Annotated in this window: 13 protein-coding genes; 1 reads left to right on the forward strand and 12 read right to left on the reverse strand. The window is 48.7% G+C overall.

Annotated features, from left to right (window positions below; genetic code table 11):
• Window positions 1-179: 179 nt before the first annotated feature.
• From HPL003_RS25070 to HPL003_RS27140, 6 genes are all read right to left on the reverse strand, one after another.
• Window positions 180-1,844 (reverse strand): methyl-accepting chemotaxis protein, encoded by a 1,665-nt coding sequence (locus HPL003_RS25070; protein ID WP_014282602.1) that lies wholly within the window; start codon window positions 1,842-1,844, stop codon window positions 180-182.
• 28 nt (window positions 1,845-1,872) lie between these two features.
• Window positions 1,873-2,877: a BMP family lipoprotein gene (locus tag HPL003_RS25075; RefSeq protein ID WP_014282603.1), complete on the reverse strand. Its 1,005-nt coding sequence runs from the start codon at window positions 2,875-2,877 to the stop codon at window positions 1,873-1,875.
• A 229-nt stretch (window positions 2,878-3,106) separates the two neighbouring features.
• Window positions 3,107-3,697, reverse strand: coding sequence for a restriction endonuclease (locus HPL003_RS25080; protein ID WP_014282605.1), 591 nt, complete (start codon window positions 3,695-3,697; stop codon window positions 3,107-3,109).
• Between the two features lie 162 nt (window positions 3,698-3,859).
• Window positions 3,860-5,269 carry an aspartate ammonia-lyase gene (gene aspA / locus HPL003_RS25085; RefSeq protein WP_014282606.1) on the reverse strand — a complete coding sequence of 470 codons (1,410 nt, stop codon included), beginning with the start codon at window positions 5,267-5,269 and terminating at the stop codon, window positions 3,860-3,862.
• A gap of 386 nt (window positions 5,270-5,655) precedes the next feature.
• Entirely contained in the window at window positions 5,656-6,057 is a 402-nt protein-coding gene (locus tag HPL003_RS25090; protein WP_014282607.1) for a VOC family protein, read from the reverse strand.
• A 111-nt stretch (window positions 6,058-6,168) separates the two neighbouring features.
• Window positions 6,169-9,537 (reverse strand): S-layer homology domain-containing protein, encoded by a 3,369-nt coding sequence (locus HPL003_RS27140; RefSeq protein ID WP_014282608.1) that lies wholly within the window; start codon window positions 9,535-9,537, stop codon window positions 6,169-6,171.
• A 185-nt stretch (window positions 9,538-9,722) separates the two neighbouring features.
• Between HPL003_RS27140 and HPL003_RS25100 the strand changes: the two genes are divergently transcribed.
• Window positions 9,723-10,877, forward strand: coding sequence for an aminotransferase A (locus tag HPL003_RS25100; protein WP_014282609.1), 1,155 nt, complete (start codon window positions 9,723-9,725; stop codon window positions 10,875-10,877).
• A 527-nt stretch (window positions 10,878-11,404) separates the two neighbouring features.
• Here HPL003_RS25100 and HPL003_RS25105 read toward each other — a convergent pair.
• From HPL003_RS25105 to dapD, 6 genes are all read right to left on the reverse strand, one after another.
• Entirely contained in the window at window positions 11,405-12,478 is a 1,074-nt protein-coding gene (locus tag HPL003_RS25105; protein ID WP_014282610.1) for an ABC transporter substrate-binding protein, read from the reverse strand.
• Window positions 12,475-13,296 carry an ABC transporter permease gene (locus tag HPL003_RS25110; protein ID WP_014282611.1) on the reverse strand — a complete coding sequence of 274 codons (822 nt, stop codon included), beginning with the start codon at window positions 13,294-13,296 and terminating at the stop codon, window positions 12,475-12,477. Before HPL003_RS25110 ends, HPL003_RS25105 begins: the two co-directional genes overlap by 4 nt.
• On the reverse strand, window positions 13,286-14,098 hold the full coding sequence (locus HPL003_RS25115) for an ABC transporter permease (RefSeq protein WP_014282612.1): 813 nt from the start codon (window positions 14,096-14,098) through the stop codon (window positions 13,286-13,288). The genes HPL003_RS25110 and HPL003_RS25115 overlap by 11 nt, the downstream gene beginning before the upstream one ends.
• Entirely contained in the window at window positions 14,088-15,197 is a 1,110-nt protein-coding gene (locus HPL003_RS25120) for an ABC transporter ATP-binding protein (protein ID WP_014282613.1), read from the reverse strand. Before HPL003_RS25120 ends, HPL003_RS25115 begins: the two co-directional genes overlap by 11 nt.
• A gap of 74 nt (window positions 15,198-15,271) precedes the next feature.
• Window positions 15,272-16,408, reverse strand: a complete 1,137-nt coding sequence (locus tag HPL003_RS25125) for an N-acetyldiaminopimelate deacetylase (protein ID WP_014282614.1) — start codon at window positions 16,406-16,408, stop codon at window positions 15,272-15,274.
• Between the two features lie 189 nt (window positions 16,409-16,597).
• A complete protein-coding gene (gene dapD, locus HPL003_RS25130) occupies window positions 16,598-17,311 on the reverse strand; it encodes a 2,3,4,5-tetrahydropyridine-2,6-dicarboxylate N-acetyltransferase (protein ID WP_014282615.1) in 714 nt (237 codons plus the stop codon).
• Window positions 17,312-17,440 lie beyond the last annotated feature (129 nt).

Genomic DNA, 17,440 nt, shown 5'->3' on the forward strand with positions numbered 1-17,440 from the left:
CGTAGGATGTGGAATTCCCTGCCTATTAACTCTACGATGGAAGATGGAAATTTACTATGATTGTCATGAATTAGACAATTTTAAATAAAGAAAAAGCCTCCCTTCATGAGGTAAGGCTTTTTCTTCGGGTTTATCCTATATTTATTGATTAGTAAAAAAATGTGTTGGTTTCGTGTTGCTTAGCCTGTTTGTTCCACCTGAAAACGATCCAGCTCTCGTTGCATCTCCTCACGAATCTGACGAAGCTCTTTCACCTTCTCAGCCGATTCCTCAAAGGAACGCTTCTGCTCCACCGTGGAGGCGGTAATCTCTTCACTGCCTGCGGCGGATTGCTGGGTAATCGCGCTGATGTTCTCAATCGCTTGCTGTACCTGTACGCTCAGTTCCCGAGATACATTCATATCCGCCGACAGCTTGCTGACTTGGCGGGCAATTTGCTGTACTTTGCCGCTAATCTCAGTGAACGATTCCCCGGTAGACGAAGTTGCCTTCTCCTGCTCACGGAACAGCTCCTGACTTTGCGCCACAGAGGTCTTCACCTTATCCATAGCCTGCGTAATGCCCTCGACAGCGGTATAAATTTGCTTCACGGCCGACTCCGATTGATTTGCCAGCTTTTTCACTTCATTGGCAACGACAGCAAAGCCTTTTCCAGCCTCACCCGCGCGCGCAGCCTCAATTGAAGCATTCAAGGACAGCAACGACGTCTGACTGGCAATCTCGGATACATAGCCGGTCATGGTTGTAATCTCGGCTGCATTGGCCTCCAGCTCCTTGACCGTCTGCTCCACCTCGGACATCGCTGAACGATTTTCCGCTACAATGCGTAGCTGATCGCTCATCACACGTGTACCTTGCTCAATGACATGCAATGCGTCTTCGCTATATGTAGAGGACTGCGTGGTCTCCAACAAATTCGCTTCAAACTTCTGCTGCATCTCATCCACAACGCCAACGGTGGTCGACAGATCCTCGGCAATTTTTTGACTCCCCATCGCCAGTTCCTCTGTCGAGGTGCTCACTTGCGTTACGATTTCCTTCATGGCCTCATTATGCTGGTCAATATCCTGAGCCATCAGATCGACACGATTCCCCGACTGACCAATAGAGAGCACAATGTTACGCAAGTTCCCGATCATGAACCGGAACGATTCGTTAAGCTCATCCAGCTCATCATGTCCCTTCGTTTGCGCGAGCTGCACCGTCAAATTCCCATCTGCAATTTGCTTCGCTGCATCCGTCAACTTGCGGGTTCTGAGGGCAAGCTGCCTGGATGTATATGTATTATATAGCCCCACCGCCACCAGAAGCAGAACAGCGCCTGCCAAGGCCAGTTGCCAAGTAAAGCGGATACTCTTGGTCAATTCCTCTGTATATTCGTCATAGCGTGCTTTTGTTAGAATATCCAGCATGAACACATCATTCTGGATACCCTGTACACGCATCGCACTACGTTTGGATTCAGGACTGCTTCCGGTGCTCATCGCTTTATCCGTAGCGGCCTTCAATTCGCTGAATTTTGTTTTAACGGTATTCAGACGCTTTTGCTGCGCTTCGGTCTCCATCATGCCTTGCGAAAGCAAAGCAATCGTTTTTTCTACCTGCCCCAGCTGGTTTTGCACATCCGTTTTGTTGCTCTCTGTCATGGAAGAAGAGTAGTTTTGCAGTGCCTGTCCTGACTGAATCAAAAAAGCATTGAGCTGCTGTACATTCAGCATGGCCGGAACAAGACTACTGCTTTGCGAGTTGATACGTATCAATTGAAAAATAATATAGGCCACTAAAGCCAGGCATGCGATCAGGGAAACCATCGCGTTAAGCACCAGTTTACCTTGCAGTTTCATCAGGAATCATCCTCCGTTTTACGAAAATTTATTGGGTGGGCACAGTAAGACTGCCGGACTTGACCTTTTCCTTCAAGTCATCCAGCAGCTTTTGCTGATCCGGGTTCAATGTCAAAACACGAATAGGCGCCAAACCGATACCTTCTTCCGCAAGACCGAACACCATATTCTGTTCCGTAAATTTTCTTTGATGATCTGCAAAGCTTTTGACTGCCGTGTACATGGCGACATCCACATTTTTAATCATGGAGGTCACTACTGCTTTTTCCGCAATGAAAAACTGGTCGCTGTCGACCCCGATTGCGAACTTTTGCTGCTTCTGCGCCTCCTGTAGTACACCCACACCCGTAAGGCCTGCCGCCGCATAGATCACATCAATTCGATCCTGATCTATCATATCGCGTGCAATCTCCGTGCCCAGCTCCGGCTTGCCGAAATCTCCCGCATACTTAGCAGTAACCTGTGCATCAGGCTTAACGGAGTGAACCCCTTCCCGATATCCAGCCTCAAACTTTTTCAACAGCGGTGACTCCACTCCCCCGATAAAGCCTACCTGATCGGTACGGCTCGCCATTCCTGCAACGACCCCTGCCAAAAAGCTGCCCTCTTCTTCTTTAAAAGTAATGGAAGCCACATTCGGTAAATCGGATTTTTCATCTACAATTACAAATTTAAGATCCGGATATTTTTTTGCAACGGTTTCCAAACTATCTTTCACCATGTACCCCAACCCGATAATCAAATCGGATTTTTCTTGAACAAGCTGCTCAAAAGCAGCATCATATGTCTTGGTCTCGGAAATTTCCCGATATTCAAAAACGATTTTCCCCTCGTCCCGTGCCTTGACCAAGCCACGAAAAGCCGCGTCGCTGTAAGATTGGTCACCCAGACCAATATCGGACAATACTATTCCCACCTTAATCGGCTGCACCTTATTTTGTGCTACTGGCTGCCCGCATGCGCCCAGCAGTAAGGCAAAAATAGCGACAATGGGAACCCACCTCAATGTTAATAACTGAACCTGTTTCTTCATGACATATCACCTCAGCATAATTTGCAAATCCCCAACATCTTTATATCGGTTATAAAGTCATTTTTTTTCATAAGATTTTCTGTAAATTCATTGTAAATGAAGAATTACAATATGATCATATTTCCCATTTTGTATATGGAGTCTCTTATAAGTGCAGGCATCATGTTTAAAAATAAAAGGGACTGACTACCGGATTTCATCTCGTCGCCCGGTAGTTCAGTCCCTTTTATCATTTGCTCCTGCTCCATTTGGAGGCAATCACGTCGGCTTTACTTTCTATTCGATCCATGACCTCCTCACGGCGTTTAGCCTTGAATAAATCAATCATGTCCACCAAGTCGTCGCGGTCCAATAGCTTAACTCCGTTGACAGCAGCGAGTGTTTTACAAGATTCCGTGTAGCGCCCGGAAGTGATGACAACAGACTTGTCAGCCGCATAATAACGCATGGAGGTATAAGTTTCCTGTACCGCGCCCAAACCGACCGGATTTTGTACAGCATAACGCTTGGCCTGAATTACAACTCTGATACCTTCACGGTCTGTAAACACCAGATCCGCTCCAAAATCCCGGCTACTGGTCGTTTTGTAGATGTCCTTATAGCCGAGCGCAGATAACAACCGTTGCAGATAAAGCTCAAATTCCGAGCCATCCTCCATGCGGTCTATATCCTGAATCCCGATTTTTCGCGGGTCCAGATCACGTAAAATCCGATTTCTGCGCCGACGTATCAGTTCTCTGATGATGAGTACAAGTAACAGTAGTAGTACAATGAATCCTATTCCTAATTCCTTATATGCCGATAATTGCTCCAGCAGCATTCCTCTTCCCCTTTTCTACAATAGGCGGGCAGCGGTGCATTCCTTAGCAGAACATTCCACATATCACGCTGACACCGTGTTACACAAGGACAGCCCCGCCAAGATTCGACGGGGCTGTCTTCATTTTGCCTCAAAGCTGCCTGCATTCTAAACTCCGCACTATTATTCCCTATTCAGCAACGACTCTCCGGCAATACCCGGCTGAGTCATTTGATACGGGTCCAAAATAATGTCCAGCTCTTCCTCAGTCAGAACATTATACAACAGACACAACTCACGTACCGATTTGCCTGTTGTAATCGCCTCACGGGCGATGCGTGATACGACCTCATATCCGAGGTGGGGATTGAGCGCGGTAATAATACCTACGCTGTTTTCGACATATTCACGACACCGTTCCACGTTCGCTTCAATTCCGTCCACACAATGAATGCGGAAGACATGAAAGCCCTGCTTCATAATTTCCAGCGATTGCAGCAGGTTGTAGACAAGCACAGGCTCCATCACGTTCAACTCTAGCTGACCAGACTCGGAAGCCAGACAGATCGTATGATCATTTCCAATGACCTGAAAAGCAATCTGGTTGATGACCTCACACATTACCGGATTTACTTTACCCGGCATAATGGATGAACCCGGCTGACGGGCGGGCAGGCTCAGCTCTCCGAGACCGGCACGCGGCCCTGAGGCCATCAGGCGGATGTCATTTGCCACTTTGGACATGTTCATCATGCAAATTTTTAACGCGGCAGACACTTCCGTATAGGCATCTGTGTTTTGAGTGGCATCGACGAGATTTTCGTCAGCCTCCACAGGGAAACCGCTTACTTCCGCCAGCACCTCGGCGACACGCTGAATATAACGGCGATCCGCGTTCAAACCGGTGCCAACTGCAGTTGCGCCCATATTGACCGTCAGCAAATGCTGCTTCGTGGCACGGACACGTCCGATATCACGACCCAGCACACGCGCATAAGCCTGAAACTCCTGTCCCAGCCGGATCGGTACTGCATCCTGCAAGTGGGTTCGTCCCATTTTAATCACACTGTCAAACTCTTTCGCCTTACGGGAGAACGCCTCCTGAAGCTCGCTCATCGTGACCAACAGCTTGTCAATCATACTTAGAACAGCCAAATGGACAGCCGTAGGAAAAGCATCGTTCGTCGATTGCGCCATATTGACATGGTTGTTGGGACTGATCTCCTGATAATCTCCACGCTGCTTGCCGATTAGCTCCAGCGCCCGGTTCGCAATTACTTCATTTGTATTCATATTAATGGACGTGCCTGCGCCGCCCTGAATCGGATCGACGATGAAATGATCGTGCAACTGCCCTTGAATAACCTCGTCAGCTGCCTGAATAATGGCCTCCGCCTTGGGACGATGCAGGCGGGTCAGCTCCATGTTTACCGTTGCTGCTGCCTTTTTGACGATCGCCATGGCTTTAATCAGCTCAGGATGAAGCCGTTGGCCGGTAATTGGAAAATTCTCTTTTGCCCTCAGTGTTTGTACACCGTAATAGGCGTCTGACGGCACTTCCTTGGTACCTAGAAAATCATGCTCCAGCCTCATATTCTTCGATTCCTCCGCTATATATACTACGATCTTCAATCCGGACCAGCCGAATTAGCATAAGAGAACCTTTAGACGGTCTCCATTTCATTATACGTTCCCATTCCCTTGCTTTTCCAGTCGAAAAGCGGAGAAAGCATATGAAATCGTATAACAAGCTATTATTACCTGTAAATAACACAGTTATTCGCCAAATACTCAGCAACAGCTCAGGTACGGATTTAGTGGTTTGTAATAAAATCGGGTAGCGTGCGGGTGACCGTCAGCCGATTGGGCATACCCTGGAATCACGCCTGCTTCCAATAATAAAGAAAGTAAACCATCCTTTAAGGATCGCTTACTTTCCATAGCGTTACTTTAGTTTCTATACAATGCTTTATGTTTCCTTACTGCTCTGCCATATAAAAGAACTCCCACAGATGCCCATCTATATCCTGAAAGCTCCATCCGTACATAAAGCCGTGATCCTGAGGTTCGTTCGAAGGCTTCCCGCCCGCTGCCAGAGCCTTATGGACAATTTCGTCTACCTTTTCTCGACTCTCTACGGATAAGGCAACAATGGCTTCTGTTGTTTTCGTTGCATCCGAAATTTCTTTTTGGGTGAATGCCTTAAAACGCTCTTCAACCAGCAACATTACAAATATGTGCTCACTGACAATCATACAAGTTGCATGCTCATCGGTGAACTGCGCGTTAAATTCAAATCCGATTGCAGTGAAAAAATCAATAGACTGTTGCAGATTCTTAACTGGTAAGTTCACAAAAATTTGTTTGGCTGTTACTGCCATGACACTTCACCCCTTCATTAGTCACAAATTCAGTTTTTTATGCTGCTTCTTCAACATAAGATAACTTATTTATCGTATAAAATCAAACAATCTAACATCTCAATCATCATACTAATGTGCCCAATTCAACTTACCCATAGTTCGAGATAATACAGTCGCTGCTTCTGCCCTCGTCACCGATGCAGCAGGAGCAAAACGGCCTTTCTCGTCCCCCTTCATAATGCCTAGGCCAGACAGAGTGTTGACAGCCGGAGCTGCCCATGTAGAAATGGCTTGTGCATCCGATAATGACGCTGAGGCACTTCCTACCGCTGTATCTTCCGCAGTCCCGGCGAAGCGCAGGGCTCGCTCTATAATCACAGCCAGCTCCTCCCTCGATACAGGAGTATCAGGCCTAAAGCTTCCGTCAGCGTAGCCGTTGATCAGCCCGACTGCGGTTGCGGTACGCACTGAATCCGCATACCACGCTTCCGATTGTACATCGTCAAAGCCCGTCACCGTGCGATCTGAATGCTCCAGTCCAAGCGTACGAACCAGCATCGCAGCCAGCTCCGAGCGTTGTACCTGACCGTTTGGCTCAAAGCGTTCGTTCGATAAACCCATCTCACCAGTCTTATTAGCTGTGGGCGCTGATTGATTTGCCCCTGCCACAATCAGACGCGTTGCCAAGCGTGTAATGTCCTGCTGCGCCCAATGACCGGAAATATCGCTGAACGATCCGCTTACATTAGCTTCTCCGCCATCCAGCACAACATAGGTTCCACCCGAACGTCCATACACGGTCAGTTCCTCGCCAGAAGCGGTAAAGGGAACCGGATGATAGGACAACTGTCCGGCTTGGTTAGTAGAGACCTTCACTACAGCAAGCTGGCTCGTATCTACCGTTGCGGGAGCACGTAGAAGATAACGTTCATACCTTTTACCGGAATTATCGCTACCCGCTAACGGTTGCTTGCGTCCATCTTCGCTTCGTAACTCCGCCACAACATCAACAGCCCGCACCAGCTTTCGCCCTGTCGGAATATCTGTGCGATTAGCCATTCCTTCGTTCGGCGTAACCCTAAAGCTTAAGGAGATCTGTTTTACAGGCACCTGCCAGGTGTCAGCCAGCTTTTGAAGAGACAGACGACCTGTTGCTAATTCATAGCCGCCCTGTGGCGTTTCTACTCGCAGGGTGTGAATACGGTCGTTCAAGACGGCACCCAAAGCATCTCCGTTTAGATTCACTTCCAATACCTTAGCATCCGCTTGCTCCCCTGCACGGATTACGAGCGTACCGTTCAACCCGTTCCGAATAACATTTTGTATGTCAACGGCTGGTACTTGTGTGACTGCTCTTTTCAGTCCGTTTTGCTCTGTCACGATGGACTTGGCTTGTACAACATTAACGCCTGACGAGCTATTACCATTCTGCCCGCTATTCGCAGTCTGACCTTGTCCGTTATTCACCGTTCCACTCGCGTTACCACTACTATTGTTCCCGGCGTTGTTGCTACCATTGCTCTCCTGCTGATCATCGTCATCATCGTCATTCCGACCACTCCCGCCATCAGTCGGGGGTTCCTCTGTTTTACGTGGCAAGTCAATTTGAGCAACCAATGGATCATGATCACTTACCCGCCCGTCCGCCGTGCTAAAATCCGCATTGATATGAACAATATCCAGCACGGATGATTCACTTATGGACGGACTGACCAGCAAATGATCCAGTGTTTGCGAATTGCCCTCATAAATATACGAATACCGCTCCTTCTCATCCAGCTTATCTACCAAATTCGTCAATTCTTGTCCCCGGACCAAAGCGAGCGTTTCGGAAAATTGAAAATCATTTAAATCTCCCAATACGACGATATTCGCCTGATGGTTTTGAGCCAGCACCGACTTCACAAAACCATTCACAATCGTTGCAATCTTCGCCCGCTGTATTTCGCTGCTTCGTACAGGTGGCTGAATCCCTCCAAATGGCGCCTGATCGCCCCCTTTGGAATTAAAATGGTTCGCGATCACAATCACCTGCTGATCTTCAAACTCAAATTCAGCAGCCAACGGCTTTCGTGAGTATTCAAATGCCGCATTCAGCGGATCCATACGACCGGGATTGAGAGAAAGCCCCTGCTCTCCATAGGTCACAGACGTAACCGAATCTCCCTTCGGCTTGTCCGTCAGCGTGACACGTTGCGGATTGTAGAGGAATCCGACCCGGATATTGCCACCGGGAGCGCCGCCATCCTTATTATTTTCAGGTGCTATATCTGTAAAAGCATACTCCGGCCCTCCATGAGCACGAATCGCCTCAATCAGCACCCGAAAGCTTTCCGAAGCATCTGTGGTGCCGTCATCCTTCTCACCGTTATTATCCTGAACCTCCAACAGTCCTACAATATCCGGGTGGTTCAAATTCACGGCGATGGCCTGTCCGAGCTGATCAATCCGTTTTCCATCACCGGGATCGAAATTTTCCACGTTAAAGGAAGCGACCGTCAGCTTGCGATCATCCTGTACCAGACGTGTGTTGGCTGGCTGGAGACCACCTGACACAATATCCGGCAGACGTTCTGGCAACAGCTTGAAATTGCTAAAGCTATAGCTCACAATTCCCGTGATGGGACCCGCAAAACGATCCCCTGTTTTCAACGGAACCGAAGGCTTGGCGTCAATCAAAATCCGCTGCGGATTCAGACTTTCTTCGGTCAGCATCAAGCCACCTGCTTCGGTCAATACCTCGCCAGTGTTCGCTCCGTTATCAATCCTGACCGGGATCTCATAACCATAAGGGCCGATTACGTGTGCATCCTTCAACTCTACACGCATGGCCTCCAGACTTTCGAAAAAGTCCAAACCATCCTCCTCCGGATCAAACACCGTCATTCCGTCATTTTCCACAACAGATGTTGGCATCACACGCCCCTCTTTTCCAAGCAAAATCGGAGATGGCAGTGGACGGTCCTTAGCGATCACCGAAACCGAAGAAGCTACAATTTCCGTGGTCGTCAGGTCAACTGGCTTGCTGGCATAGGTTCTTTCTGTATATTCCTTCACAGAGCCGCTGACCCGTACCTCATCCCCAACCTGCACACCGCTGCTAGGCTTGTGCACTAAAATGGCCTCGGATGTTTTTTCATCCTGATCCACCTTATCGTCCGCCTCCTGGATAAAGAAGCTGCTTCCCTTCACCATCGTCACAATTCCTTCGACATCTGTTACCTTTTGCCCCTCATAAGGTGAACGATGAGCCGCTCCCTGTATATCATGGATACGGAGCTTACCCGGCACATAGACATCTGTATATACACTTGCCCCCACAGTCGTGGGTGATGATTGCACCTCCGTATCTACTAAAGATGCGGGTTCTGCTGAAGCTTTTCTACCAGACAGTAGCCCCGGATCTCCGCCCGACAGCACAAGTACTACACTGAGCCATGCGATCCCAAATCTTTTTAATTTCTTGAGTAACGTTACTGCTATGTATTCTTGTTTCATCAAAAGACGCGCTCCTCCCAATTTTAGCTATGATCACGCTTACAATATATATTCCATGTTTAAACATAGCATAGAATAGTCAAACCAGTACCTGAATTATGTAAAATGAATGCTTCCCGCCGTAGCATAATCAGATCAAATTATTGTAAACTTGTTCTAATACAGAAAAAGGTGGCACACACGCTATGGAGCACTTGCTTAACGATCAGGTTAAAAACATTCAAATCAGCGGCATTCGCAAGATTGCCAATAAAGTTGCCGCATTGCCCGGAACCCTATCCTTAACGATTGGACAGCCGGATTTCCCTACTCCTCTGCATATTATGGAAGCCGCCCATCAGGCGATTAACGAAGGACGCACCTCCTATACGCCAAATCCAGGACTACCCGAACTGCGGGAAGCGGCAGCAGCGTTTGTATCCCATAAATACGGACTGAATTACCGTGGACAGGATGAGGTTATCATAACGAACGGTGCCAGCGAAGCGCTGGATATTGCCTTGCGCACGATTTTGTCACCCGGTGATGAGGTGATTTTGCCTGTGCCCATCTACCCCGGATACGAGCCATTGATCCGCTTGTCAGGTGGCGTGCCAGTGCTGGCTGACACCCGTAACAGCGGCTTTAAGCTGACCGCTGAGGTGCTGAAGCCGTATTTGACTGAACGGACGAAAGCCGTCATCCTCGGATATCCTTCGAACCCAACCGGACGAGTGATGAGCCGCGAAGAACTGAAAGCTGTCGCAGATTTGCTGAGAGAGCGTGATCTGTTTATCATTTCAGATGAAATATACAGCGAGCTCATTTACGATGCGCCACACGTGTCTATTGCTACCCTCTCAGGCATGCAAGAGCGCACCATCGTCATCAACGGCTTATCCAAATCGCACTCCATGACGGGCTGGCGTATTGGTTTTACGCTTGCACCTGCTGCAATTACACAGCACATGGTCAAAGTGCATCAGTACAACGTGACCTGTGCCAGTTCGATCAGCCAATATGCTGCGCTGGAGGCCTTGACCGCTGGTGTCGACGATGCACTTCCGATGCGCGAGGAATACCGCAAGCGCCGTGATTATGTGCATGGAAGGCTAACCAATATGGGCATTCCGCTTGAAAAGCCGGAAGGGGCCTTTTATCTTTTTCCTTCCATCGCTCATTTTGGCTTAAGCTCGATGGATTTCACCCTCAAGCTGCTGGAAGAGCATGGAGTGGCTGTCGTACCGGGAGATGCCTTTTCCTCCTATGGCGAAGGGTACATTCGGTTGTCCTATGCTTATGGACAGGATGTGCTGGAGCAGGGGTTGGATAAAATAGAGAGGTTTGTTAAAAGACTATAGGGAGTTAAGGTGGGAGGAGGCTTCGCGGGCCATTTGATCTTCCGATCGCTGTTGCAGGGGGATTCTTGGATTATTTAAATTATTCAACGGTAAGAATCCCCCTGCAAAGGCGAACGCTGTCGCTTCTTCAGATTCAAATGGTCCGCTTCGCTCACTGCCCGCCTTAAAGTCCCCTCAAATCTCTAACATGTGTGGAGTAAGGGGAAAAGAAGTACAATACTCACCGCTTTGCGTGGTGAGTATACATAAACAGGGCCTTGAATCACCTGTACGGGTGATTCAAGGCCCTGTTCGTTCTCCGACTACTCCCTCACCATCGGCGTGGGGATTCACTCGTGCTAGCTTTAAGCACGGCGCAGCGGAGGGGGCGGAATGGTGCTGGACAAGCGTAAGCGGTCGCTTTTGTCCCCGGATTTCCCCCTAAACCCAGGCTTCATTCCAGAAATCCGGGGGCGGTGGCGATGGTAAGCACCATCCGCCCCCGCAGCGGCCTTTAAAGCTCAAACCTGAATCCATGGGCCGCTCTCTTATTTTAGATGCATTTTGAATTGCAGGAACAATTCATTGTAATGAGCCAGCATACGCTTGCCGAGGTTGTTGTAGACCTCCAGCTTATCTGTAATCTCAGATGGAGGATAGAAGCGCTCGTCACCGGATATATCCTCGGGCAACAGCTTCTTCCCATCCTCGTTAGGTGTGGAATAGCCTACAAATTCGGCATTTTGGGCGGCTACATCGGGCTGCATCATAAAATTGATGAACTTATGGGCCGCGTCCACATGGGTAGCTGTTTTCGGAATAACCATGTTATCAAACCACAGGTTGGAGCCTTCATCCGGCACGATGTAATCCAGCTTGTCGTTCTCATCCATGATTTCGGACGCATCGCCGGACCACACAACCCCGGCAGCAGCTTCTTCGTTTGCCAGCAGCATTTTAATCTCGTCACCGACAACAGCTTTAACATTGGGCGCTAACTTCTCCAGCTTGGCTAATGCTTGCTGCAAATGCGCCTCATTCGTATCGTTCAAGGAATAGTGAAGGCTGTTCAGCGACATACCCACGACTTCCCTCGCACCATCGACCAGCAGGAGATTGTTACGCAGCTTCGGATTCCACAGACCATCCCAGCTATGAAAATCAATGCCTTTCGTTAGCTCCGGGTTGAACACAATCCCAACCGTACCCCAAAAATACGGCACAGAGTATTGGTTTTTCGGGTCAAACGAAAGGTTCAGAAAATGAGCATCCACATGCTTTAAATTCGGCAGCTTGTTGTGATCCAGCGGAAGCAAAAGGTGCTCCTGCTTCATTTTAGCCAGAGCATACTCCGAAGGAACCGCTACATCAAACGATGTTCCTCCCTGCTCAATTTTCGTCAGCATCGCCTCATTGGAGTCAAACGTCTGATAAATGACGGTAATCCCCGTCTCCTTCTGGAACCTTTCCAGCAGATCAGGGTCGATATAATCTCCCCAGTTGTAGACCGTTAGCGTATTGCCACCGGAATAGCCTTGACTGGAATTGAGCCATGCCGCCACCCCCATCAAACCGAACGAGATGATAAAAATCGACAGAAACACGCGCACAAGCGACTTCATCTAGGTACCCCCATTTCCGCCGCAGGCTCCTTTTTCCCATTCCGGTTGGCCTTGCGCATAATAAAGTAGTAACCCACCACCAACAGCACGGTAAACAGGAAAATGAGCGTGGACAGCGCATTAATGGACAGGGAAACCCCTTGGCGGGCACGCGAGTAAATTTCCACCGATAAGGTCGAATAGCCGCTGCCTGTCACAAAAAAGGTCACCGCAAAATCGTCCAGCGAGTACGTTAACGCCATAAAGAAGCCCGCGTAAATCCCCGGCTTGATAAAAGGTAAAATGACCTTGGTCAGCACATCCATCCGGCTGGCACCCAAATCCCGGGCCGCATCCACCAGAGATGGACTCATTTCCTGAAGTCGCGGCAAAATCATAATGACCGCAATCGGCACACTAAATGCAACATGGGACAGCAACACCGAGTAAAAACCCAGCTTGATCCCGACCATCGTGAACAAAATGAGGAAGGATGCGCCAATAATGACATCCGGGTTCACGATCAACACATTGTTGAGCGACAAGAGTGTATTTCTGACCCGACGGTTCTGCATCTGGTGAATAGCCAAAGCTCCCATGATGCCAATAATCGTGGCCAGCGCAGACGATAGCAATGCAATGACCAAGGTGTTTATGACAATGATGATCAAGCGGGTGTCAGCAAACACCTCTTTGTAGTATTGGAGCGTAAACCCTTCAAATTGATGCATCGTCCCACCACTATTGAACGAATAATACATCAAGTACAAAATAGGTGCATACAACACAAGAAAGACAAGCACCAAATAAATATTCCCGAATCGGTTTTTATTTGCCATGCCGCACCCTCCGTTTCGTACCCGAGGTAATCAGCATAATGATTGCCATCGCCAAAATCAGGAACACCGCAACCGTAGAGCCCATACCCCAATCCTGTGTGACCAGAAAATGCTGCTCAATCGCCGTTCCCAGTGTAATAACACGGTTGCCCGCAATCAGACGGGTAATCATAAATAGCGACAGCGCCGGAATGAATACCGCCATACACCCGGATCGCACACCAGATAGCGTTAATGGGAAAATAACCCGGCGAAACGCCGTCCACTTGGAAGCGCCCAGATCACGCGCGGCGTCCAGCAGTGAAGGGTTCAACCCTTCCAGCGCGTTGTAGATGGGCAAGATCATAAACGGGACAAAAATATAAACCGATACAAACACAAAGCTGGAGCTGGTAAACAATAATTGCTGACCACCCAATCCAACCAAGCTCAACACAGCATTCACCGGACCATAAGTACCAAAAATCCCGATAAAAGCATATGTTTTAAGCAGTAAGTTAATCCACGTCGGCAAAATAATGAGCAACAACCACAGTTGTTTATGCTTGGTTCGGGTCAGCAAATACGCCGCCGGATAAGCCACTAACAGCGAACATACTGTAATCAACAGCGCATACCAAAACGAGCTAAGCGTCATGCTCAAATAGACAGGTGTCAGAAATTGTGCATAGTTGCTGAACGTGAAATGACCGTCTACATCAAATAGCGAATAGTAAAACACAAGCACGACCGGGGCCGCCACGAACAGCACAATCCATAAATAGTAAGGCAGCAGATACGCTGCTCTCGTATTACCGGACATGCTGCTCCACCTCTTCATAGGCCTCCAGACGCCGATCAAATTCTTCCTCTGTTTCCCCGAACCTCATCACATGGATCGCTTCCGGGTCAAAATGTAAGCCGATTTCACTGCCTAGCTCCGCCTTTTTGGTAGAATGCACCAGCCACTCCTGACCGGAATCGTCATAGCAGCTAATTTCGTAGTGAACACCGCGGAACAGCTGGGTATCGACCTTCACACGCAGCTTACCTTCAGTAACACTGGTAATCTCCAAATCCTCCGGTCGAATTACAATTTCAATCGGTTCGTTCGGACGCAATCCTCCATCGACACATTCAAACTGTCGTCCGTTAAACTCCACCTGATAATCCGCGATCATTCGTCCTGGCACAATGTTGGATTCCCCGATAAAATCAGCAACAAACCGATTGATCGGTTCATCATAAATATCATTCGGCGTACCGCTCTGCTCGATCTTTCCTTTATTCATAACAAAAATTTCGTCCGACATCGCCAGCGCTTCCTCTTGATCATGCGTAACGAAAATAAAGGTGATCCCAAGACGCTGCTGCATTTCACGCAAAATGTACTGCATTTCTGTCCGCAGCTTTAAATCCAGTGCAGACAGCGGCTCATCCAGCAGCAGAACATCCGGCTCATTAACGATGGCCCGTGCAATGGCGACACGCTGGCGTTGCCCTCCGGACATCTCAGAAATTTCCCGTTCGTCGTAGCCCTCCAGATTGACAAAGGACAATGCCTGTGCAACCTTCTCCTGAATGGCCTTTTTGTTCATCTTTTTGATTCGCAGACCGAAAGCCACATTTTCAAACACGTTCAGATGTGGAAATAATGCGTAGTCCTGAAATACCGTATTAACCTGCCGTTCATTGGCTGGAACACGATTAATCAGCTTGTCATTCAAATAAATCGAGCCTTCCGTCGGCTCTGCAAAGCCCGCAATCATACGCAAAATTGTCGTTTTACCGCAGCCGGAGGGGCCCAGCAGCGTATAGAATTTGCCACGTTCAATCTCAAAGCTGACATCAGCCAGCACCGGTGGATCGTTGTCATATTGCTTGGTCACCCGTTCGAATCGGATGATGGTTTGCTCTCTCATAACACCCTCCCTCAACATTCGACTTCATTCCATTTCATTCACTACATTAAACCTATTTATTCAGACCGCAACATTTAACCTTGAGATTTCCATGTAAAATAGTCCGTCAGCACACGAATCGCCACACCAATGGCTTCCTCGGCAGGCTCCAGCTTGGCATGATGCAGACCATAAGGCGTATCGACACCAAGCCAGAACATCAGCCCGGGGATCCGCTCCAGAAAATATCCGAAGTCCTCTCCGGTCATCGCTTCCGCACATTCAATGAGCTGTACATCCTTCCGTTTACGAACCCAGCTCATAAATTCCTCTGTTACCTTGGCCTCATTGAATACTTGTAAATAATTCGAGCCATATTCAATTTCCGCCTGGCATTCGAATCCAGCTTCCATACCGCGCACCAGCGCTTCAATCCGCGATTTGACCAGTGTCATCGTGTCAGCTGATAACGTGCGAATGGTCCCCTCCAAACGGGCTGTTTCCGCGATAATATTCTGCTTCGTACCACCGCTGACCTTACCAATCGTAACTACCGCTGAATCCAGCGGGTTCACATTACGGGCCACAACCGTTTGCAGTTGTCCGACCAACTGACAGGCCGCCACCACCATATCATTCGCCTTGTGTGGATATGCCGCGTGTCCGCCCATACCCTTCAGATCGATGAAAAGCTCCGACGTATTGGCAAACAAAATACCTGGGCGAGTTGCAATCGTGCCAACCGGATACTCCGGTGCAACATGCAGCGCGACGATTTCATCTGGCAGCCAGTCTGCCAGCTCGGCGCTGTCGCGCATCGGCAATGCTCCGCCCGGTCCTTCCTCGGCAGGCTGAAACAGTACAACTAGGTCATCCTTCATCGGGTGATTTGCAAAGTGAGAAACAATCCCCAATCCAATCGTCATATGTAAATCGTGACCGCAAGCATGCATGTAGCCGGGATGGGTCGAACGGAAATCATAGCCCGTCTCTTCCACAATTGGCAAACCATCCATATCGCAGCGATATCCATAGCGGCGCGCAGGAGCCGTTCCATGAATCAACACCAGTACCCCAGTACGCCACGTACGAATTTCCAGACGCTCCTGAGGGAGCGTTGCCAAATAATTCAGCAGATATTGCTGCGTTTTAAATTCCTCAAAACCAGGCTCGGGGATTTGATGCAAATCCCTCCGTATTTGAACAAAAGAACGATAATCGACTGTGCTCATTCCGCTGCCCCGCCTCCTTTTCCTAACTTATCAGGTTTTATCCGGCAAAAGAACAAAAGGACAAAAGCCCGGCGCAGCCGCCGAGCCTTGTCCGTTGTGCTTCGTCCCTAAATTGTGCGCTGTCAATGCATCATGCCACTGACAAGGAATCGTTCACCTTTTGTGCATTTAAAAACTCTTTTTTCAGCCTTACAGAACGCGCAGGTCTTTCAAGATTTCAGTTTTCGATTTGGTCTTATCGTCGACCTGTTTGATCACGCGTGCAGGTGTACCAGCAACTACGGAGTATTCAGGTACATCTTCGGTTACGACAGCTCCGGCTGCAACGACTGCACCTTTACCAATTCGTACGCCTTCCAATACGACCGCGTTCGCGCCAATCAATACATCGTCTTCTACGATAACTGGCTGTGCAGATGGAGGCTCAATAACACCCGCAAGAACCACGCCTGCACCGATGTGGCACATGTTACCTACTTTAACGCGACCGCCCAGTACAGCATTCATATCAATCATCGTGCCTTCACCAATCGTAACGCCGATGTTAATCACTGCGCCCATCATAATGACTGCGTTGTTACCGATGCCAACCATATCACGAATATATGCGCCAGGCTCAATACGAGCATTGATACCCTTCAGGTCGAGCATAGGTACAGCAGAGTTGCGGCGGTCATTTTCCACCACATAGTCTTCTTCTTTAGCGTTTGCGCTATCCAGTACAGGCTTGATGTCGGCCCAATCGCCAAATACAACACCACTGTCTCCAGAAATAAAAGCTTGGACATTCTCGCCAAATGATGCGGAAGCCAAAGCTCCTTTTACATATACTTTAACAGGCGTCTTTTTCTTGCTGTTTTTAATCACGTTGATGACTTCTTGTGTATTCATTTCGATAGACATAGTAAATCTAACAACTCCTTCATCGCTTCATACGACTTCGCAAGCCGGAATGATCTTATTCTCTCATCCTTTATAGCACAAAAGTGCAGGTCTCGCAATTACAGATTAGATATCCATGCCACTGAAACG

It is taken from the genome of Paenibacillus terrae HPL-003 (genome assembly GCF_000235585.1).
Lineage (GTDB): Bacteria > Bacillota > Bacilli > Paenibacillales > Paenibacillaceae > Paenibacillus > Paenibacillus terrae_B.

Bases quoted from the DNA above. Each gene is read 5' to 3' on its own strand.
- HPL003_RS25080 (WP_014282605.1), bottom strand. From the start codon at position 3,697: ATGCTGCTGGAGCAATTATCGGCATATAAGGAATTAGGAATAGGATTC.
- HPL003_RS25115 (WP_014282612.1), bottom strand. From the start codon at position 14,098: ATGTCCGGTAATACGAGAGCAGCGTATCTGCTGCCTTACTATTTATGG.
- HPL003_RS25090 (WP_014282607.1), bottom strand. From the start codon at position 6,057: ATGGCAGTAACAGCCAAACAAATTTTTGTGAACTTACCAGTTAAGAAT.
- HPL003_RS25125 (WP_014282614.1), bottom strand. From the start codon at position 16,408: ATGAGCACAGTCGATTATCGTTCTTTTGTTCAAATACGGAGGGATTTG.
- HPL003_RS25105 (WP_014282610.1), bottom strand. From the start codon at position 12,478: ATGAAGTCGCTTGTGCGCGTGTTTCTGTCGATTTTTATCATCTCGTTC.
- dapD (WP_014282615.1), bottom strand. From the start codon at position 17,311: ATGTCTATCGAAATGAATACACAAGAAGTCATCAACGTGATTAAAAAC.
- HPL003_RS25120 (WP_014282613.1), bottom strand. From the start codon at position 15,197: ATGAGAGAGCAAACCATCATCCGATTCGAACGGGTGACCAAGCAATAT.
- HPL003_RS25100 (WP_014282609.1), top strand. From the start codon at position 9,723: ATGGAGCACTTGCTTAACGATCAGGTTAAAAACATTCAAATCAGCGGC.
- HPL003_RS25070 (WP_014282602.1), bottom strand. From the start codon at position 1,844: ATGAAACTGCAAGGTAAACTGGTGCTTAACGCGATGGTTTCCCTGATC.
- HPL003_RS25075 (WP_014282603.1), bottom strand. From the start codon at position 2,877: ATGAAGAAACAGGTTCAGTTATTAACATTGAGGTGGGTTCCCATTGTC.
- HPL003_RS27140 (WP_014282608.1), bottom strand. From the start codon at position 9,537: ATGAAACAAGAATACATAGCAGTAACGTTACTCAAGAAATTAAAAAGA.
- HPL003_RS25110 (WP_014282611.1), bottom strand. From the start codon at position 13,296: ATGGCAAATAAAAACCGATTCGGGAATATTTATTTGGTGCTTGTCTTT.
- aspA (WP_014282606.1), bottom strand. From the start codon at position 5,269: ATGAGGCTGGAGCATGATTTTCTAGGTACCAAGGAAGTGCCGTCAGAC.